At 37.2% G+C, this 19,269-nt stretch carries 19 protein-coding genes; 11 read left to right on the top strand and 8 right to left on the bottom strand.

The genetic code is table 11. From position 1 onward, the window contains the following. The first annotated feature begins 2 nt into the window (after positions 1-2). The 6 genes from ftsE (at position 3) to QY321_03035 (ending at position 7,817) form a co-directional block, all read left to right on the top strand. A complete protein-coding gene (gene ftsE / locus QY321_03060; GenBank protein WKZ24572.1) occupies positions 3-683 on the top strand; it encodes a cell division ATP-binding protein FtsE in 681 nt (226 codons plus the stop codon). Between the two features lie 4 nt (positions 684-687). Beyond that, on the top strand, positions 688-1,599 hold the full coding sequence (locus tag QY321_03055) for a permease-like cell division protein FtsX (GenBank protein WKZ24571.1): 912 nt from the start codon (positions 688-690) through the stop codon (positions 1,597-1,599). 13 nt (positions 1,600-1,612) lie between these two features. Continuing rightward, positions 1,613-2,296 (top strand): RNA methyltransferase, encoded by a 684-nt coding sequence (locus tag QY321_03050; GenBank protein WKZ24570.1) that lies wholly within the window; start codon positions 1,613-1,615, stop codon positions 2,294-2,296. A gap of 74 nt (positions 2,297-2,370) precedes the next feature. Continuing rightward, entirely contained in the window at positions 2,371-3,486 is a 1,116-nt protein-coding gene (locus QY321_03045; protein WKZ24569.1) for a prepilin-type N-terminal cleavage/methylation domain-containing protein, read from the top strand. Positions 3,487-3,609: 123 nt separating this feature from the next. Then, positions 3,610-7,173 carry a S8 family serine peptidase gene (locus tag QY321_03040; GenBank protein WKZ24568.1) on the top strand — a complete coding sequence of 1,188 codons (3,564 nt, stop codon included), beginning with the start codon at positions 3,610-3,612 and terminating at the stop codon, positions 7,171-7,173. A 74-nt stretch (positions 7,174-7,247) separates the two neighbouring features. Beyond that, positions 7,248-7,817 carry a PH domain-containing protein gene (locus QY321_03035; GenBank protein ID WKZ24567.1) on the top strand — a complete coding sequence of 190 codons (570 nt, stop codon included), beginning with the start codon at positions 7,248-7,250 and terminating at the stop codon, positions 7,815-7,817. 89 nt (positions 7,818-7,906) lie between these two features. Here the strand turns inward: QY321_03035 and QY321_03030 are convergent, their stop codons facing one another. From QY321_03030 to QY321_03015, 4 genes are all read right to left on the bottom strand, one after another. After that, the gene (locus tag QY321_03030; protein ID WKZ24566.1) at positions 7,907-8,200 is read right to left on the bottom strand and encodes an RNA-binding protein; all 294 of its coding nucleotides are present in this window, start codon (positions 8,198-8,200) and stop codon (positions 7,907-7,909) included. A 242-nt stretch (positions 8,201-8,442) separates the two neighbouring features. After that, positions 8,443-8,619, bottom strand: coding sequence for a hypothetical protein (locus QY321_03025; GenBank protein WKZ24565.1), 177 nt, complete (start codon positions 8,617-8,619; stop codon positions 8,443-8,445). Between the two features lie 31 nt (positions 8,620-8,650). Continuing rightward, complete coding sequence (locus QY321_03020) at positions 8,651-9,148, bottom strand: hypothetical protein (GenBank protein ID WKZ24564.1); 498 nt, start codon at positions 9,146-9,148, stop codon at positions 8,651-8,653. A gap of 121 nt (positions 9,149-9,269) precedes the next feature. Then, positions 9,270-9,884: a superoxide dismutase gene (locus QY321_03015; GenBank protein ID WKZ24563.1), complete on the bottom strand. Its 615-nt coding sequence runs from the start codon at positions 9,882-9,884 to the stop codon at positions 9,270-9,272. A gap of 160 nt (positions 9,885-10,044) precedes the next feature. Between QY321_03015 and mnmA the strand changes: the two genes are divergently transcribed. After that, positions 10,045-11,136, top strand: coding sequence for a tRNA 2-thiouridine(34) synthase MnmA (mnmA, locus tag QY321_03010; protein ID WKZ24562.1), 1,092 nt, complete (start codon positions 10,045-10,047; stop codon positions 11,134-11,136). Between the two features lie 62 nt (positions 11,137-11,198). Here the strand turns inward: mnmA and QY321_03005 are convergent, their stop codons facing one another. From QY321_03005 to QY321_02995, 3 genes are read right to left on the bottom strand one after another with little or no spacing between them, the layout of a single operon-like run. After that, positions 11,199-12,275, bottom strand: coding sequence for a prepilin-type N-terminal cleavage/methylation domain-containing protein (locus QY321_03005; protein WKZ24561.1), 1,077 nt, complete (start codon positions 12,273-12,275; stop codon positions 11,199-11,201). Next, the gene (locus QY321_03000) at positions 12,272-12,679 is read right to left on the bottom strand and encodes an HIT family protein (protein ID WKZ24560.1); all 408 of its coding nucleotides are present in this window, start codon (positions 12,677-12,679) and stop codon (positions 12,272-12,274) included. Before QY321_03000 ends, QY321_03005 begins: the two co-directional genes overlap by 4 nt. A 52-nt stretch (positions 12,680-12,731) precedes the next feature. Next, on the bottom strand, positions 12,732-13,709 hold the full coding sequence (locus QY321_02995) for a tRNA-dihydrouridine synthase (protein ID WKZ24559.1): 978 nt from the start codon (positions 13,707-13,709) through the stop codon (positions 12,732-12,734). Between the two features lie 912 nt (positions 13,710-14,621). On the opposite strand from QY321_02995, the gene QY321_02990 reads away from it, so the two are divergent. The 4 genes from QY321_02990 to QY321_02975 all read left to right on the top strand — a co-directional run bounded on the left by QY321_02990 (position 14,622) and on the right by QY321_02975 (position 18,601). After that, a complete protein-coding gene (locus QY321_02990) occupies positions 14,622-15,497 on the top strand; it encodes an integrase core domain-containing protein (protein WKZ24558.1) in 876 nt (291 codons plus the stop codon). 818 nt (positions 15,498-16,315) lie between these two features. After that, on the top strand, positions 16,316-17,362 hold the full coding sequence (locus tag QY321_02985) for a Fic family protein (GenBank protein WKZ24557.1): 1,047 nt from the start codon (positions 16,316-16,318) through the stop codon (positions 17,360-17,362). A 100-nt stretch (positions 17,363-17,462) separates the two neighbouring features. Continuing rightward, on the top strand, positions 17,463-17,909 hold the full coding sequence (locus QY321_02980; GenBank protein ID WKZ24556.1) for a disulfide bond formation protein B: 447 nt from the start codon (positions 17,463-17,465) through the stop codon (positions 17,907-17,909). Positions 17,910-17,950: 41 nt separating this feature from the next. Then, positions 17,951-18,601 carry a thioredoxin domain-containing protein gene (locus tag QY321_02975; protein ID WKZ24555.1) on the top strand — a complete coding sequence of 217 codons (651 nt, stop codon included), beginning with the start codon at positions 17,951-17,953 and terminating at the stop codon, positions 18,599-18,601. On the opposite strand, the gene QY321_02970 is transcribed toward QY321_02975, so the two are convergent. Continuing rightward, on the bottom strand, positions 18,590-19,171 hold the full coding sequence (locus QY321_02970; GenBank protein ID WKZ24554.1) for an HD domain-containing protein: 582 nt from the start codon (positions 19,169-19,171) through the stop codon (positions 18,590-18,592). The two genes, QY321_02975 and QY321_02970, sit on opposite strands and share 12 nt — an antisense overlap. Between the last annotated feature and the right edge of the window lie 98 nt (positions 19,172-19,269).

The raw sequence follows: 19,269 nt of genomic DNA, 5'->3' as shown, positions 1-19,269 counted from the left end.
TTATGATCACCCTGGAAAACGTTTCAAAAAAATATCCTCATAACGTAGTGGCTCTAGATAGAGTTAATTTAAAGATTAAGCCCGGAGAGTTTATTTCTTTAGTTGGACAATCTGGTACAGGAAAAACGACTTTAGTGCGCTGTTTAATTGGTGAAGAAAAAATTTCAGAAGGCAGAATTATGGTGGGCGATTGGGACATCACCAAAATTGGACAAAGTGAAGTACCTTATTTAAGAAGACAGGTAGCCGTAATTTTCCAGGACTTTAAACTTTTACCAAAAAAGACTTTAGCGGAAAATGTAGCTTTTGCTCTTGAAGTAGCTGGTAAACCGCAAAAAAAAATTAAGGCAGTGGTTCCACAGGTAATGAAGATTGTTGGGTTGGCTGGGAAGATGCATCGTTATCCTGGGCAAGTCTCTGGTGGCGAACAACAAAGAGCGGCCATTGCCCGAGCTTTAGTTTACCAACCTAAAGTTCTTTTAGCTGATGAACCTACTGGTAATTTAGATTCCATTAATGCCCAGGAGATTATAGACTTACTACAAAAGATTAACGAGTTTGGTACCACTATTATTTTAGTAACCCACAATAAAGAAATCGTTAATCGTTTAAAGCGCAGAGTGGTTACTTTGCATGATGGTAAGATTATTTCCGATAAAAAAGTCGGAACTTATATGATTTAAAAATATGTTTATTTCTTTTTTACGAGCCGTTAAATTCAGTCTACAGGATGTTGTCCGTAATATTTGGTTATCTGCGGTAACGGTTATAATTTTGGTTTTAGCTCTTTTTTCCGTTAATTTACTTTTGGCGGTACAGGTTATTTCACAAGCCGCGGTGGATACCGTACGGGATAAGATAGATATTAGTTTATATATGAAACCGGAAGCCTCAGAAAGCGAGGTTCTAGCCCTGCGAGGACAAATTAACTCTTTGGATAATGTTCGTGAGGTGGTTTATGTTTCTAAAGAACAAGCTTTGGAAGATTTTCAAGCACGCTACCATAATAGCCCAGAAATTCTTGAGGCTCTGCGTGAGATAGGTAATAATCCTTTGTCTGCCAGTTTAGCTATTCGTCCCCTTGACATAGATCGTTATGATGAATTGATTGCTGAACTTAATAATCTATCCAGTCCGGTTATTGAGAGTCGTAATTTTGATAATCATACGGTAATGCTGGATAAGATTAACTCCATCACAGGCAGAATCAGTGAGGCTGGGTTGGTAATTAGCTTAATCTTTGCCGCTATTACTTTATTGGTGCTTTATAACACTATTAGAGTAGCAATTTATACTCATCGCCAAGAAATAGGAGTTATGCGTTTAGTTGGAGCCTCAGCTTGGTTTATCCGCGCTCCTTTCCTTATCTCAGGTCTTCTTTATACTCTTTTGGGTATGATCATTGCTTCCGGTCTTTTCTATTTCTTCCTAACACTTCTTCAACCCTATTTAGAAACTTTCTTTTTAGAATATGACTTTAACATCATCGCTTATTTTGTTGCCAATTTCCCAACCTTCTTTGCTGTTCAGTTTATTATTGCCGCTTTGGTTAATATGGCGGCCAGCTTGGTAGCTGTGAGAAAATATTCTAATATTTAATGATCATTATATAATGATTACTCTTAAACAAGAAAAAATCATTAAAAAACTTTTATCCAAAAAAGGTCGTCAGACAACAGGTCTTTGTTTAGTGGAGGGTAAGAAAAATCTTGAAGCAGCTAAGAATTTTCTAGAATTTTCTTTTACAGTACAAGACACCAAAAATTTTAAAAAACTACTTAGTGTACAAACTCCGCAACCAATAGCTGGAGTGGCTAAAATACCACAAAACAACTTAAGCGATCTTTTAAAAAGAAAAGTTATTGTCCTTTTGGATGGAGTCCAGGATCCTGGTAATGTTGGAGCTATTTTAAGATTATGTCTTGGCTTTAAGGCTGCTTTGGTTTTAATAGAGTCAGCCGATCCTTCTTCCCCTAAAGTAATTCGTTCATCGGCCGGTGCTTTTTTTGCCGTACCTTGGTTAGAGATTAAAAGAGAAGAGGCTGAAGAAACAATTAAAAAAATAAATCGTTTGACGTATAGATTGGAAGCCAAGCCAAAGGCTGAATTTTTTAACGATCGTTTACTTAAAAAATTTTCCCAAGAAACTTTGCTTATTGCCGGCTCCGAAGGCGAGGGGATAAAGCTTAAGACCAAAGCGCCTTCTTTAATGATTAAACACGAAAAAGAACTTGAATCTCTAAACGTTGCTCAAGCCCTAACTATTGTTTTAGCTCGGCTTTATAACAAAGAGTAGTTTTTATGATATAATAAAAGTATTAAAAGGACAGTAAAATAGTAAGTTTAAAGATAGGCTATTATGTTTAGTATATGTACAAATTACTAAAAAACAATACTTTAAAGCGAAATTCTCAAGCCTTTACCCTCATAGAGCTCCTAGTGGTTATAGCTATTATAGGTATTTTGGTTACCTTGGCAGTTGTTTCTTTAAATAACTCAAGAGCTATCGCCAGAGACGCTAAAAGGCTAAATGATTTAAGATCAATAGCTAATGCCTTGGAGTTTTATTATGTTGATAATAATTCATATCCTTCATCTATAACCCCCGGAGAGCCAATAGAAGCTAATGACATAGTTTATATGAGCTCAGTGCCAAGTAATCCTATTCCCCATACAGACGGTAATTGTCCGAATGAAGAATACAGATATACTTCTAATAATTTAAATTACTACAGTTTAATCTCTTGTCTTGGTTCAAATACCTTAAATTTACCGGCCGGAGGAATTATTGTTGAAGCAGGCGGGCCTATTAGATCAATAGGTACTCTAAGTGGTTTAATAGGTTGGTGGAGATTTGAGGAGGGAGCTGGTTCTGTTTCTTATGATTTATCTGGTAATGGAAATAATGCAAATTTAATTAATAACCCTCTTTGGGTAACTTCAGATTGTAAGAGGGGAAGTTGTTTACAATTTAATGGGATTAATCAACACCTAAATCTTGGTAATACAGAGCAGTTTAATTTTAGTAATACCAGTAATTTTACCATGGCTATTTGGGTTAAGAAAATAGCCAATCCTCCTGATGGTAATGTTATTGGTCTATTTGCTAAGCCCAATAAATATGGATTGGATTATGATTTTTCATCTTTAAATTTTAGAGCTGGTATAAGAAACGGTTCAGACGGACAGTATCAAGCATCTTATTACAATGCTCAAAATACTCTTAATGAATGGACGCATTTGGTTTTTGTTTATGAATCAGAAAAATCGGATGGATTAAGGCTCTATTCTGATGGAATTTTAAGAAATAGTAGAACAACTATTGGTTTAAGTCCTTTCTATTCTGCAGCCCCTTTGTTTATTGCCAGTAGTTCGGCGGCGGTTGGAGGAACCACTAGGTTTTTAAATGGCTTGGTTGATGATGCCCGTATCTATAATAGAGCTCTTTCTTCTGAAGAAATTTTACAAATTTATAACTCATATTAATTAAATTTTGTACTATAAATCAAAATAATATTATCTATAACTTTAGCTTGTTTATTAATCTCTAGCCCAGTAAGAGCTAATTATGCTATAATAATAACCATAATAAATAACTTTAATTTAGGTATGTTATACAGAAATCTTTTTATGCTGGCCTTATTTGGCCTATTGCAATTACCCGCCTTCTTTGGTTCAGCCGAGGGGGTTAATGGGAATGTTTTTAAAGCTTCTTTAATAGATAAGTTGGTTGAGAATAAAGTTGAGTATAAAGAAGAAAATTCTTGGTTGTCTAAGCAACTTGTTAAGTCTAAAGAATATCATTATTCTTCAAACTCTTCTTTACCATCTCCTTCCAAGTCCGCTGTTTTAGATGAAGTAATTGTGGTTTTTAAGCCAGCTAAACTTGATCTTAAAAAACCCTTTGCTCACTCGCAAGCCATGAGCTTTGCTTCTGCTAATTCTTTAACTCTTTTAGATAGTCATTCTGAGAGAAATTTTGTCGTTTACCGAATCCAAGATAATAAAAGCCTGAATGATTTAATTAGTGAATTATCTGCCGATCCGGCTGTTGATTATGTTCAACCCAACTATCGTTACGATATTTTTGCCGAAGATCCACCTAATGATACTGAGTTTAACCGACTCTGGGGACTTCGTAATATCGGACAAAGTGTTAATGGTATAACTGGTACGGCTGGTGCGGATATTGATATTCTTAACGCTTGGGAATTATCTGGTGGTGAGGATATTATTGTTGCTGTTATTGATACTGGTGTAGCCCATCAGCATCCTGACCTTATCGGCTCCATGTGGGATGGTACGACTTGTTTAAGTGATACCGGCGCTGCTTTGGGTGATTGTATCCATGGTTATGATTTTGAAGATAATGATAAAGACCCGGCTCCAACTTCTTCCAGCCATGGAACCCATATTGCTGGTACGATTGCGGCGGTGAAGAATAATAATACCGGAATTGTCGGAGTGGCACCGCAGGCTAAGATTATGGCTCTTAAAACAGCTTTATTTACAAGTGAAATTGTTAAAGCTATTAGTTTTGCTGAACATAATGGTGCCCAGGTTATTAATGCCAGCTGGGGAGGGACAGCTAATGATCTTACATTAAGAGCCGCCATTGAGTCTTTTGACGGTTTATTTGTAGCGGCCGCCGGCAATAGGGGACTTAATCATAATAGCTCTCCTCTTTATCCTTGTAGTTATAACTTGGATAATATTATTTGTGTGGCTGCCACTGATCAAAATGACGCTTTGGCCTCCTTTTCGGACTTTGGATCCGTTGGTGTTGACCTTGGGGCTCCGGGAGTAAATATTTATAGTACCTTGGGAGAGACAGTTATTTTGAATCAGAGCTTTGAGGGTATTACTGTTCCGACGTTACCGGCCGGCTGGGTAGCCGAAACCAATCCTTTAACCTGGGGTACTCAACAACCTGGAGGGTCTTGGGGTAGGGCTTTGTACGGAGATATTAACCGTAATCCTTATACTGGTAATGTTAGTAATAATTTAACCTTGCCGGTTATTGATTTATCTGGTGCGGATATTTTGGGAGCGGTAGTGGAGTTTAGAGCCCAATGCGATACTCAATATGATGATGAAGATTGGTTTGATTATATGAGTCTTTATTTTAGTAGTAACGGTAGTTCTTTTACTGAAATTGCTAGATGGGATGAATATACTTTAGATGATGATGAAAATCCGGCTGGACCTTCGCCAATTCGTTGGTTGGAAATTGGGATAGCTGAGCAGTATTTGACCGCTAACTTTACTCTGCGTTTTCGTTGGACGACCGATGGTAGTGATAATAATTACGAAGGTTGTATAGTTGATGATCTTTCTATTAAAAAATTTACCGATGGTGCTGGGGAAACATATGGCTTTTTAAATGGCACCTCCATGGCAGCACCCCATGTAGCTGGAGCAGCGGCTTTACTTTGGGCTAAGGCTCCAACAGCTTCCATTGACTCTATTAAAGAATTATTAATGGACGGCGGGGATGATCTGGCAGCTTTGTCCGGGAAAACGGTTTCCGGCAAACGTCTTAATGCTTTTACTTCTTTGGGCATGCTTGAAGTTAATAACCCAGTAATAACCTCACCGGCTGCTCCGGTAACGGTTAATGCCTCTTATTACCCGATTATCGGGACAGCACCAGCTGGCTCTTTAGTTAAAGCCTATCGCGGAGAAACTGAGGTTGGTAGGCATCTTTTGGGTGGTGAAGAAACAGATTTCTTTATTATTACTTCCCTACAAGAAGATTCTGTTAATAACATATCGGTAATTGCCGAAAATTCTTTTAGTGGACAAAGTGATCCAGTGGTTGTTCCCGCTATTACCACTGATGGTAACGAACCGGCTCTGCCTGCCCCAACCCTTTTAAACGCTTCAGCTATTACTGCTCTAACCCAAACTTCATTTACAGTACAAGACAACGAGGGGACTCAATATGTTTATTTAAATCCTTTGGGAGTGTTAAGCTCAGTAACAGCCTTAAATGAGCCGATTGTTCTTAATGGCACTGCCGGTAATAATTACTCTATTAGGGTTATGAGTAGAGATGGAGATGGTTGGCATGACGGTCTTGAACATAGTTGGTTTGTCTTAAATCAACCAACAGCCTCGCCTGTAGCAGGTACTTATACCAGTGCTCAATCTGTTACCCTAACTTCTGCGCAAGCCCCTAAGATTCGTTACACCACCAATGGCAGTAATCCGGCTTGTGTTAACAGCGGCTCTACCTATAGTTCCGCGATTAGCGTAGGCTCAAGCCAAACAATTAGGGCCATAGCTTGTGATGCACAGGATAATGCTACTGCTATTGCGTCTTTTGCTTATACGATTAATATCCCACCACCGCCACCCCCTTCTGGTGGAGAAAATCCTCCAACAGTTACTAATTGCACTTCAGTATCATACGGTGCGTGGGGGACATGTAGTACTACTGGTACACAGACACGTCAAGTGATTTCACAACTACCAGCTAATTGTACCCTTACTAATGCACAGACCGCTGCCATGACCCAGTCATGCACGATAGAACCACAAGAACCTGAGCAACCCATGCAATCACAGTTAGATTCTTGCGGTACCGGTAATACCCTTGAACAATTTTCTTGTGAAGCTGGGATAACTGGACGGTCGGCCGAGGAAATAGCGGCGGCAGTTGGTATGACTCGTTCGCTTGAGTTGGAACAAAGCATGGCTTCCATTAGAGATAAAGTAGTACCAGAAGGAACATCTAATGAATTAAGAGAAACTATCTTGTTGTTTATTACCTATGGTACGGGTTCAACTAAAGCCTTAGGTGCCGGAGAAAGAGGGGGAGTGGTTAATAGTTTCTTCGCGGCACATGGTAGATTGCCTGATAAGGTTAGTGACTGGGAAGATATTATGAAATTAGCCAATGGTCGTTGGCCCGCTACCAGAAACTTAGTAGCTGAACAAAGAGCGGTTACGGGTTTTAACCTAGTATATAAAAGAAATCCGGATATGAACAATCCTAAAGATAATGCCGCCGTAACCATCATGGCGTATGGTATGCGTCCGGTGCCGAGAAACACCAACTCAGAATTAGCAGCTCTCTCCATTTATCGTTCAATCTTTAAGAATACCCCGGACAGAGCCTCCTACTGGGATACCTTGCGAGCGATTGCTTATTCTGGGGCGGTGAGGTAGAGCTTTATTGACTTTTTAGTAGAAGAGGGGATAAAATTAAAGTATCTTTAATTATGTGCGTTAATATATAGTATATGAAACAACTTGATCCAAAATCCGTTTGGTTATTTTTCTTTAATTCTCTTTCTGGGATATTACTTATTCCGGTTGTATTTATAGGGATGGGCTTGGGTGTTTTTGGAGCTATCTTATCGGAAAATTCGGAAATTATTAAATCCACTGATGATGGCGGTAGTTTTTACCCCATTGTTTTAAGTTATTTATGGGTAGCAATTTTAGTATTTCTTATACTTCTTGTTATATCTTTTATGTGGGCAAGACTTAGCTATAATTTCTATCGTTATGAGTTAACTAATGACGGTTTTCGCAAGGAGCTTGGTGTCATTTACAAAAAGTATGTGACTATTCCTTATGACCGTATTCAGAATGTTGATATCTATCGGGGAATTTTGGCGCGTATTCTGGGATTATCTGACTTAAATATTCAAACAGCTGGAATGAGCGCTGGTGCTTTAAGTGGACGTAGCCTATTATCAGGAGGAACTGCCGAGGGAAGGTTACCTGGTTTATCTCAAGCGGATGCCGAGAAACTTCGTGATGAGTTAATTCGTCGAGCTAAGAAAAACAAGAGTCAAGGATTATAATTTTCTGAGAATTAACCATTATTTTTTAGGTGTAAGTTATTGGTAATAAAAAAACACCCCTTTACGGGGTGTTTTTTAGTTCACCGGTATTACCAGCGTCCTCCACCACCATTGCTGGGGCGAGCGGGACGATCGGCCATTGGGCGAGCTTCAGAAACAGTCAAAGAACGTCCGTCTAATTCTTTGCCGTTAAGCATAGAAATAGCGTTAGTTGCTTCATCGTCTGAAGACATCTCCACAAAACCAAACCCCCTAGAACGACCGGTCATACGATCGGTAATGACGTTAGCGGAAGTCACACTGCCAGCTTGGGCAAAGTGATTACGCAGACTGTCATCATTAGTATCGTAAGAGATACCGGCCACATATAGCTTTTTTGCCATAAAAGGTTAGACTTAGAATGATAAAATTGCAAGTCGACTTATTTTCGCACTTAATTGCCCAGACCCTTTACGGCTCCGCGGAATTTAACCACCCAACTAAGATGAAAACACTTACAAACAAATAAAGCATAGCACATAAGGTAATTTGTGGCAAGAGAGTTATTAACAGCTTAATTTAAGAGTTTTTGGTATTGGATGCCTAAAATGAAAAAGAAGTACGCGATATTAATATGCATACTTCTTTAAAGGTTTCTGAGATTCTTGAAGATGTCCACTTCATCCGGTTCTTCACCACAGTTCGGACAAGTTGGTCTTCCTTGGGGGTCAAAAAACCCGCAAGAAGGACAGGATAAAGAGAATTCAATACTATCTTTTATCCTGTCATCTTCAATCTTCGTTTTTTTGGGTGGTTTTTTCACAACTTTGTGCACCCTTCCCCAGCTTTTATGTTTAGTCATCGTTTCTTCCCTCCTGATAATCACAGTTAGGACATTTTACTCCTGATCCATACGCTGGGTCTTTATATCCACACTGCGGGCAACAGCGCCATATATCCAGCCCTGTACCTACCATTTTTAACATCTCTCTTTTTTCTTCTTCAATAGAAATAGAGGAAATAGGAGATTTATCTCCACCCTTCTTTTTAAGGGTAGTAGATTTTTTTTCTATCTTGCCCTTTTTGTCCTCCTTTTTTTCTAGAGCAAGATAGACTTTCTTGTCCTTGGTTTCAGCCCTGACATATTCCAGGTTACTTCTATGAATCAAAAGGTATTGATTCTCTAAATATTTTAACAGAGCTTTAAGGGGATTTAATGCCCAAACCTGACCCTTGAAATATCTGTAATCATTATCATCCTCATCCAGAAAGTATATAAGGTAGCATTTTTCTGCTTTTTCTGTCTGAGTTTGATTTTTTCTAATCAAAGCTTTTTTAATTTGTGTGCTCAATTTTTATATCTCCTATTTTTTATTTTTATTATAAAATTGTTAATCTATTATTATAGCATAGTTTAATAAAAAAAGCAAGAGGTCTTGCTTTTTTCCTTATTTTTAAGGTATTTTGGTTTTTTTAGCTATTGGCGACTTCAAAATTCCTTTCTGCTTTTTCCCAGTTTATAATATTCCAAAAAGCGGCTATGTAGTCTGGTCTCTTGTTTTGGTAGTTAAGGTAATAGGCGTGTTCCCAGACATCAAGACCGATAATTGGTTTCATCTTTATCATTAAAGGACTGTCTTGGTTAGGGGTTGAATGAATTATTAATTTATTCTCTTGATCCAGGCTAAGCCAAGCCCAACCACTACCAAAACAGGCGAGGGCGGTATTGGTAAACTCTTTTTTAAAATTATCAAAAGAGCCAAAGGTTTCATTAATAGCTTGTCCTAGTTTTTCCAGAGGTTCTCCATTTTCGTTTTTCTTTAACAGTTGCCAGAAAAAACTATGATTAACATGTCCGCCGCCGTGATTACGCACGGCTTGGCGAATATCTTCTGGGATAGCTTCAAGATCGGCAATTAGTTTTTCTGTTGGGTCATCCGCGAGATCAGGATAAGAGGCTAAGGCAGCGTTTAATTTATCTACGTAGGCTTGATGATGCTTAGTATGGTGGATTTCCATGGTACGAGCGTCAATATAGGGTTCTAGGGCGTCGTAACTATAAGGCAAAGAGGGAAGAGTGTGTGACATATATTTAGTTTAATTGTAATAAGAGATTGTCTAATTTAAAGATATTGCCATTTTAACATGCTTTTACTATTATGGCAATTTAAGTCTTTTATTTAACCTTATTTAATTTTTATCTAAAACAATTGAAATTAAACAAAAAGTATGGTAATTTAGCGGATATATGAAAAGAATAGAAAAAATAACAATTAAAGCTAAAAAACCTCGGGTGGTGGTTGGTTTATCCGGTGGGGTGGATTCGTCTGTCACGGCCGCTTTACTTGTTGAACAAGGTTATGAAGTGATTGGCGTCTTTATGAAAAATTGGAGCCAAGATGTTGGTGATTTTGTTTGCGCTTGGTCTGAAGATTTAGCGGATGCCAGGCGAGTGGCTCAAATTTTAGACCTTCGTTTTTATGTTTGGAATTTTGAAGAAGAATACAGGCAGGGGGTTATAGATTATTTTTTTAGAGAATATAAAGCCGGGCGGACACCGAACCCGGATATTATGTGTAACCAAGAGATTAAGTTTAAGGTTTTTTTGTCTAAAGCCAAAGAGTTTGGTGCAGATTATGTAGCTACGGGACACTATGCCAGGGTGGTTAAAAAGAATGAAGATTATAGTCTACTTAAAGGTAGGGATAACAGTAAGGATCAGACATATTTTTTATATACCCTTAAACAAGAGCAGTTGGCTAAAACAATTTTTCCCTTAGGTGATTTACAAAAAAGCAGTGTTAGAAAATTAGCTAAAAAATTTAATTTACCGACGTATAACAAACCAGATTCCCAAGGAATTTGTTTTATTGGGGAAGTGGATATAAGGGCATTATTAAAACAAAGACTTAAACCAAAAAAAGGTAAGATTGTTTACATAGACGGTTCGGTTTTAGGCGAGCATGAGGGAGCGGTTTTCTATACCCTGGGGCAAAGAGGAGGTCTTGAGCTTAGCGGTGGACCTTATTATGTGGTAGCTAAAGATATGAAAAAGAATTTGGTAATAGTCTCGGATAATCCTCAAGACCCTTTACTTTGGCGTAGAGAGTGTATAGTTAAAGATCTTTCTTTAACTAAAGAAAGAGAATTACCTAAAAAGATTACCGCCGTTATCCGCTATCGTCATCCAGCCCAAGAAGCAACGGTTAAAAGAATAGATAATAAAACAATTAAGTTAACTTTTAAAGAAGCACAAAGAGCTATTACCCCAGGACAAGCTGCTGTCTTTTATGACCAAGATGAAGTTTTAGGAGGGGGAGTGATTGATAGAGTGTTATAATGTTATTATAATATAAGTAAACTTAAGCTCTTAATAAAAAATAAGGAGACTGATGAGGTAATTTAGTTTGGTCTAGTTGCTTGATAAAGGCTTAAAACTTCATCAGCACTTAAAGTTCTATTATATACTCTTATATCATCTAAGTAGGTTCCTATACCAGAACCCCCTCCGGATGATCTGCCGATAGTTAAACTATTAGAGTTGCTCGGCATATTTTGATTATATGAAATGGAAGCTGTCTGAACTCCATCTACATATAAGCGAAAATTTATTCCGTCATATACACACATAAGGTGATGCCAGCCAGTAGAGGGAGCTGCTGAAATTAAGTTTGGACTCCAGCTAGAACCATTATGAAGGTAGCAGTAGATATTATTGGCTGACTTAGCCCATATACGATAATGATTATTCCTATCCATTAATATAGTTGAAGCCGGCATACCAGTGTAATTAACCCAACCGCCAAAAGAAATAGCTTGCCCGGTAACATTAATCGAAGAGGAGTTTGGCACTAAGGCATATTGACTGGTTGTTGGTAGATGGAGACAAAAATCAGAGGGACAACCTTGACTTACCCAAACATTATCTCCATAGAGAGTGGCGTGATTATTGTTGCCTGAGCTATCCAATGCTGTAGTACCTGAACCAGCTTCAAAGAGCCACCAACCAACTAAACCGTTAATTGGTCCGGTTGATTTAAGGGGTGAGCCTGTGTTTATTTTAAATCCTCCTGCTGGTAATTCTGCGAAGCCCGTACCAAGGCAACCCTTTAGGCTATAGTGTCCGCCATAATTTGTATAATTATATTCTTGGTTAGGACAGTTACCATCTGTTCGGGGTTCGGGGTTTTGTGGCACCTTTGTTATATAGGTAGTGCCTGAGGTATCTGAAAGCGGCTGTCCAGGAGTTAAAGATGATGGGTATCCATTATTATTGGCATAGTATAATTCCAAAGCAGTAACCACTGAACGTAAATCAGAAACTCTTTTTGAGTCCCTAGCTTTAACCCTACTGTTTGATAAAGCGACAATAGCTAATGTTGAAAGAATGCCAATAACTGCAATAACCACCAAGAGCTCAATAAGAGTGAATCCTTTTGTGTATACTTTACTTTTTTTTATTGGGCTCTTTATATTCATACATTTGATTTTATAATCTCATTCCTAATCTTTTGCGCCATATTTTTTAATTCTTCGGCTTCGGCTAATTTTGCCAAATTGGGATCAAGATCGTTAACATTATTAATCGGGATAAGATGAACATGAACATGATTAACACCAAAACCTTCCACTACCATACCAATTCTTTTGGCCCCTGAGGCTCTTTTTAGGGGAGCAGATAATTTCTTAGCTTTTAATAAAAGCTCGGTGTATTTCTCATCACTTAAATCAAAGATATAATCTTCATAATCTTTAGGGACTACTAAAATATGTCCTGGGTGAAGAGGCTTAATATCCATGAAGGCGATAACTACTTCATCTTCATAAACGATTTCAGCGGGGATTTCTCTGGCAATAATTTTTTCAAAAAGTGAAGGACGCATAGAGGTTAGTTTAATAGTGAGAGTTATTTTCTATTATACCATTATTGTCAATTTAAGTTAAGTCTTTTAAATCTTTGTCTTTTAAAAACTTTTTAACCACCTCTTTTACTTCTTTGGCATTTTCGGTGGACATTAAGGCAATGCGTAATTCTTTAGCTTCTTTAAAACCATTGGCATAGGCTTTATAGTGTTTACGCATAATATGAAAAGACCTATGTTGTCCTAAGAGTTTTTCAAAAAGTTCGGTGTGCTCAAGCATAACAGATAGTCTTTTTGGAATAGGTATATCTTCTATTAATATCTTTTTATTAAAAAGCCAGGGATTACCAAAAATTGCTCTCCCGAGCATAACTCCGTCGCAACCGGTTTGGGCTACTTTTTTTTCGGCTTCTTTAAGATTATTAACATCTCCGTTACCGACAATTAAAGTATTTGAACCCTTGGCTATTTCTACCGCCTCTTTAACGTGTTCCCAACGAGCCGGTACTTTGGACATTTCTTTTCTGGTACGACAATGGATAATAATAGTGGCTGGTTCTTCGGTTAAGAGCTCGCTTAACCAGGTTTTAAGTTCGTTTTTAGTATCACCGATTCTGGTTTTAACAGAAACCGGCAAGCCTTGTCCACCTTCTTTAGCGGCTTTAATTAATTCACGAGCTAATTGGGGTTTTTTAATTAAACAAGCACCAGCTCCTTGTTTCATAACATTCTTATCCGGGCAACCCATGTTAATGTCTATTCCGGCAAAACCAAGCTCATAAGCAAGTTGGGCGGCTTTATGCATATTCTCCGGGTTATCTGTAAAGAACTGGGCTATAATCGGGTTCTCACTTGGATCATATTTAAGATCTATCATTAGAGCTTCTCGGCCGGCTGAAGCCAAACCGTTAGCTGAAACAAATTCAGTATAAAAAACATCAGGCTTGCCGTATTTGGCAATAATCTTCCTAAAGGCTGCATCAGTAACATTAGCCATAGGAGCTAGAACAAAAAAAGGTTTTTTCAGTTTGTGCCAGAAAGATAAAGACATAAGGATAGATGGATTAAAGAAATATACTAAGAATAGGGGATAAAAGAGTAAAGGATTAATAAAAGGTTAAAATACAACAAAAGAGATATTACTTGTATTATTACTGTGATTAGCTTTTTTTTCAATAGCAAGCCAAAAATTAGTTAAGTTTTGTTGTTTTTGTTCTTTTAAATCTTTATTAATCTTTCATTTAATATTTATTACCCCTTGACTAATTGCTGTATTTTGCTATAGTTCAGGCAGCTCTTTAAAGAAAAAGAAAAAGATTTTAATAATAGATCGGTCCACGATTTTGTGATTGTTTAATTCGTCACAGGGTCCCGTAGGCATCGACTTGTGCTATTTGTTTATCAAGATATTGGTAAGGCATATTATCTCGGTGTGCTTAGCCGCAGAAACTTACGCGCTACGGAGGAATTAATCTGATCACCTTTTTGTTTTTAGCCGTCATCTAAGGTGGTGGAATTAAAAACGAAAGACAGACTTAAGGTTTGTCTGCTTGCGAAACGCACTCCGATTTATTGAGTGCCATAACTTGTAAGCATGGTTCATATCAGGTTATATATAATTCTCTTTTCTGGGTTTCAAGAAAGCATGCTTGAGGAACCTGGGGCTAATTATCTTCTCCGAGAGTGGAGAGACCGATCTATGATTTTAGGGTCCGAACTGTTCAGTCTATCTGATGACTTGTCATTCAATGACTTGCGGTCTCCGAGGTACGGACCCTATATTTATACAGGAGAAAAAGTTGCCGAAAAATTTTTAGGGGATAGGCAATTTAATTTTCTCCTGTTTTTATTTTTGTCTTATTCTTTTCAAGTCAGTTAGGCTTTTTCCAAATCTCCGCTGTATTCTAATTAAAAATGCGACATAGTGATATACTTTAGAGGTCTAAATCACTAAAGAAACACTATGTCACATTTCATAGATAGGATAACCCCAATTCACGTTTGTTGGCAACTCTATGGCAGCGGGGTAAGCCCGGAAAAGATTCCAGCTAAATTGGGTCTGCACCGCGCCACCGTGTATCGTTGGCTGGCCGGAATTAAGGAAATGGGCTTTCACCAGTTCCTTGCAAGTTACCAAAATGCTAAACGAGGTCGACGTAACCGTAAGGTAAATCCAGCCCTTAAAGCCAAGGTTTTAACTATTCGTGAAGAATATAGAAATTGCTGCGGTCAAAAGATACGCTATATCCTGCAAAGAGACCATGGTTTGTCTGTAGGGGTGAGTACCATTTACCGCATCCTGGGAGAAAAGTACCAATTACGTAGTAAATGGAAGAAATACCAGAGACGAGGGCCGGTTTTAAAGGCCGAAAAACCAAGAGAAGTGATTCAAGTAGACACCGTAGTCTTGGGAGAACTCTTTGCTTTCACTGCCATAGATATCTTCACTAAAGAGTCCTGTGTAGTGATCCAAGACAACCTCACATCTTTAGCTGGGAAAGAGGCCCTCCAAAAACAACTCCAATGGTTTGGTACAGTAGACAAGATTCAACGAGACGGTGGTCCGGAGTTTCAAGATCATTGGGACACCGAAGCTAGACAAAGAGGCATCTTTATTCGTACCTCACGACCTTACAAGAAGAACGACCAGGCCTTCATTGAAAAATTTAATGGTACTTTAAGAAAAGAGTGTCTGGGGTACTGGAGATATCGTAAAAAAGACTTGCCTATGGTACAAAAGAGAGTAGAGGAGTTTTTAGACTATTATCTTAACAAACGGCCTCACATGGGGCTAAATATGCAAACCCCCAAGGAATTCACTATGTCGCATTTGACATGAGACACAGCGATCTCTTGACAAATATTTTTAAAAGGACTATATTTAAATTCAATATGAGTTCTTTTGTAGTTTTTTAAGAAGTAAGAAGAGGGAGATTAGGCCAAAGTTTGCCGGGTGGATTTTGTTAAAATTCTAACTAGGGCAAACAGCCCCGCAAATAATCTTTTCCTTTTATTATAAAGTCCATCAGCACGGTAGTCTTACAATCGAAAAAAACAAAAAAACGAGAAAAAAACGTATTTACCTAAAAAAGCCCTGCTGATGGCTTTTTTTATTTTGTCTTTTTGTTTAATTAGCTTGTGGATAACTACTATTGACAAACATTTTTCTATGGTGTATAATATAAAATATAAGTTCTTTGATTATTTTTTTGAGAAGTGTGCGGAGCAACCGGATCATGACCTTATAAGGTTAAACAAGTACTTACTCTAATGAGTAAGGAAAATCTTGTATCATCTGATGCTTGTCTCTGCACACCACCCTCGGTTTTACCCCGCCATTTATCATAAAGATTGCTCTCTGCATGATACGACCCTTCATTTTGGCGGGGTCTTTTTTTATAGGAAATAGTTCTAAAATATTTGTAATAAAATTATCTTTTACATAAATAGTGCATTTTATAGGGTTAAACTGGCTCTAATTTTTGTAGAGCTATAAGATAATTTTTAAAAGAAAGTTTGGTGGGAATATGGATGTCTTATAGTACAAATAAAATGCAGCAATAAATTTGTATTTTTACTTGACTTTTTGTAAAATTAGTAATAAAATGCAGCAATAAGGTATTTTAAATGCAGCAATTAAGCACTGTAATAAAAACTATGAACAAGAAGCAGATTAGGCAACAAAAAGTTATTGATTTTATAAAGAGCAAAGATATTGCTTCTAACTCTGAAATTTTGGATTTCCTTGGGGATTCAATAGAAAGGACAACTCTACAAAGAGATTTGAGTTATTTACAACAACAAGGGTTTATATTAAAAAGAGGATTAGGACGAAGTACGGTCTATGTTGTTACTGAGATTAATAAGCTATTCCTGCCGGTTAATATTAAAGAATATTTTGAAACTCCTTATTTAAAAAGACAGATAAGAGAAAGTTTTAATTTTGATATTTTTATTGTTCTTGAAAACGACATTTTTACATTCGAAGAAAAAGAAAAATTAGAGAAATTGCAAGAGGAATTTGTTAGAAATTTATCAAGATATGATAGCCAGACTCTTATTAATAAAGAATTTGAAAGAATAATGATTGAGTTTTCCTGGAAATCTTCAGCCATAGAGGGAAATACTTACTCTCTTTTAGGAACTGAAGCATTGATTAAAAATAATGTTATTGGAGAAGGTAAGACTAAAGAAGAGACTCAAATGATTCTTAATCATAAAGACGCTTTTAACGAGGCGATGCAGAATAAGGAACGTTTTAAAAAATTACATTGTTCTGATATTGAATACATTCATTTTGTTCTAACAAAAAAACTTGGAGTTTCTAAAAATATTAGAAAATCGCCGGTTGGCATTACTGGTACAAAGTATAAGCCCCTAGACAATGATCATCAAATTAAAGTTGCTATGCAAGGCATGGTTGATTTGATCAACAAAAAAGAGTCTTTTTTTGAGAAAGCTTTTTTAGCTTCAATTCTTATCGCTTATATCCAAATTTTTGAAGATGGTAATAAGAGAGCTTCTCGTATGATTTCTAATGCTATCTTGTTGGCGCATAATTCAATTCCGCTTTCTTATAGAATCGTGGATATTGAAGAGTACAGAAAAGCGGTTATATTATTTTATGAGATGAATAATCTCTCTTATTCTAAGAGGATATTCATTGAGCAGTTTGAAGATGCCGTTAATAATTATTTTAAATAGTTTTTTATTTATACCATTTTGGCGGGGTCTTTTTCATTGCTATATTTTTTACATAATGTTATACTTTTTATATAGATAAGGTATTTTTAAAATATTTTTTATGAAAAAAATTATTAAATGGCTAAAGCATAATGCTCTTTATTTGTCTTTAGGAATCGTTCTTTTGGGACTTATTGGTAGTTTATATGCTAGTGAGGTAGCTGGTCTAGCACCTTGTGTCTTATGTTGGTACCAACGCTTAGCTCTTTACCCTTTGGCGGTTATTTTAGCTGTTGGGATTATCTTAAAGGATCATAAGGTTTTCCATTATGCCATCGCTTTCCCAATTTTTGGAGCCTTAGTGGCTTTTTATCATGTCCTGATCAGCTCCGGAGTTTTCCCGGTTGTTTTGGAGGCTTGTCAGGTGGGAGTACCTTGTGCCCAAGTAAGTTGGTCTTTTGGTTTTATAACCTTACCGGTTTTGTCTTTAATAGCTTTTTTGGTTATAATCGCCTTACTCTTTCTTTATAAAAAACAAAACCGCTCTTTATTTGATCTTATTAGATAGTTTAAAGAGATTAAAATAATTTTAAAAATAATTATAAAAATATGACTAAAGAAATAAAGATAATTTTAGCTATTGCCTTGGGCGCCATTGCCTTTGGTCTTTTGTTGTTTAAGTTTGCTTCTTCACCGGCTGAGCAGGTTAATCCTTTGTTGGAAGAACGTTCCGGCGCTTATTTTAAAGGTGATGCAGAAGCTAGTGTAACGGTTACTGAATTTGCGGATTTTCAATGTCCGGCTTGCCGCAGTGCTGCTGTTTTAAAGGACAAACTTTTAGAAGATTATCCTAATAATGTTAAAGTGGTTTTTCGTCATTTTCCTTTAGCCGGTCATAGCCATGCCCAAACAGCTGCCCAGGTGGTTGAAGCAGCCGGGGATCAGGGTAAGTTTTGGGAAATGCATGATTTACTTTTTTTAAACCAAGACGAGTGGGGGAGCTCAATTCCCAGAGTTAAGACTCGCAATGAGGTTTTAGAGATCTTTGAAGGCTATGCTAGAGAACTTGAGCTTAATGTTGAAGAATTTTCTGAAGCTCTAAAGAGTAATAAGCACATGGCGGTTATTAATAGAGATATGTCAGACGGCCGAGCTGCTGGAGTAACTGGTACCCCACAGTTTTATGTTAATGGTTTAAGAATAAGTTCACCAAGCTATGAGGAGATTACCGCTCAAATAGAAAGAGCTCTAAATCCCTAATTCTTTTAAATATTCGTTAAAAGTTTTTTCTGCCCTAAGATAAGCTTCTTCAAGGCGAGAAACGATTGGGTGGTCTCCTAATTTTTGGGAGGCCGCTTTGGCTATTGTGAGGTAGAAATCTTTAGTTCTTTTAAAGCGAGCTTCAGAATCTTGGTGTTGGCCGGCTACTTCTTTAAGATAAGCGCGATTAATGGAATTTAAGTTGTGGATTTTATCCGCTACACAGATTAAAAAATTTTCTTTGTCAGAAGCTATAACCCGCTCAAGGTAATCTTTTTTTCTTTCCATCCAGGGTAGATCTTTATCTTCTGTTAGGGTTTTAACGCAAGCAACAACTCTTGGTCCAAAATCTTTATTCATATCTTCTTCGTTATATCCTTGGGTATCCTCAAAAACATCGTGTAATAAGGCGGCAATAATGAGATCTTCATTGTCTGTATATTCGCTAACTATAATGGCTACACTGAATAAATGAACAACATAAGGCAATTTTCTGCCTTTACGCATTTGTCCATGATGGAGTTCTGCACAAAGATTAATGGCTTTTTGTAGTTTGTCAGTTAAGATCATATATCTTAGTTTATAGCCTCAGTTTTTTTGGGTCAAGTTTTTTAATTAAGGATAACCTAAAACTTTAGATTTTTTTGTTATGAGTGTTAGATTAATTG

This window comes from Patescibacteria group bacterium, from assembly GCA_030583705.1.
Lineage (GTDB): Bacteria > Patescibacteriota > Patescibacteriia > Patescibacteriales > Patescibacteriaceae > Patescibacterium.
The sequence above is the reverse complement of the archived record's forward strand: the minus strand, read 5'-3'. Positions and strand labels throughout refer to the sequence as shown.

Coding starts and splice junctions, on each gene's coding strand:
- ftsE (WKZ24572.1), top strand. CDS start 3: ATGATCACCCTGGAAAACGTTTCAAAAAAATATCCTCATAACGTAGTG.
- QY321_03055 (WKZ24571.1), top strand. CDS start 688: ATGTTTATTTCTTTTTTACGAGCCGTTAAATTCAGTCTACAGGATGTT.
- QY321_03050 (WKZ24570.1), top strand. CDS start 1,613: ATGATTACTCTTAAACAAGAAAAAATCATTAAAAAACTTTTATCCAAA.
- QY321_03045 (WKZ24569.1), top strand. CDS start 2,371: ATGTACAAATTACTAAAAAACAATACTTTAAAGCGAAATTCTCAAGCC.
- QY321_03040 (WKZ24568.1), top strand. CDS start 3,610: ATGTTATACAGAAATCTTTTTATGCTGGCCTTATTTGGCCTATTGCAA.
- QY321_03035 (WKZ24567.1), top strand. CDS start 7,248: ATGAAACAACTTGATCCAAAATCCGTTTGGTTATTTTTCTTTAATTCT.
- QY321_03030 (WKZ24566.1), bottom strand. CDS start 8,200: ATGGCAAAAAAGCTATATGTGGCCGGTATCTCTTACGATACTAATGAT.
- QY321_03015 (WKZ24563.1), bottom strand. CDS start 9,884: ATGTCACACACTCTTCCCTCTTTGCCTTATAGTTACGACGCCCTAGAA.
- mnmA (WKZ24562.1), top strand. CDS start 10,045: ATGAAAAGAATAGAAAAAATAACAATTAAAGCTAAAAAACCTCGGGTG.
- QY321_03005 (WKZ24561.1), bottom strand. CDS start 12,275: ATGAATATAAAGAGCCCAATAAAAAAAAGTAAAGTATACACAAAAGGA.
- QY321_03000 (WKZ24560.1), bottom strand. CDS start 12,679: ATGCGTCCTTCACTTTTTGAAAAAATTATTGCCAGAGAAATCCCCGCT.
- QY321_02995 (WKZ24559.1), bottom strand. CDS start 13,709: ATGTCTTTATCTTTCTGGCACAAACTGAAAAAACCTTTTTTTGTTCTA.
- QY321_02990 (WKZ24558.1), top strand. CDS start 14,622: ATGTCACATTTCATAGATAGGATAACCCCAATTCACGTTTGTTGGCAA.
- QY321_02985 (WKZ24557.1), top strand. CDS start 16,316: ATGAACAAGAAGCAGATTAGGCAACAAAAAGTTATTGATTTTATAAAG.
- QY321_02980 (WKZ24556.1), top strand. CDS start 17,463: ATGAAAAAAATTATTAAATGGCTAAAGCATAATGCTCTTTATTTGTCT.
- QY321_02975 (WKZ24555.1), top strand. CDS start 17,951: ATGACTAAAGAAATAAAGATAATTTTAGCTATTGCCTTGGGCGCCATT.
- QY321_02970 (WKZ24554.1), bottom strand. CDS start 19,171: ATGATCTTAACTGACAAACTACAAAAAGCCATTAATCTTTGTGCAGAA.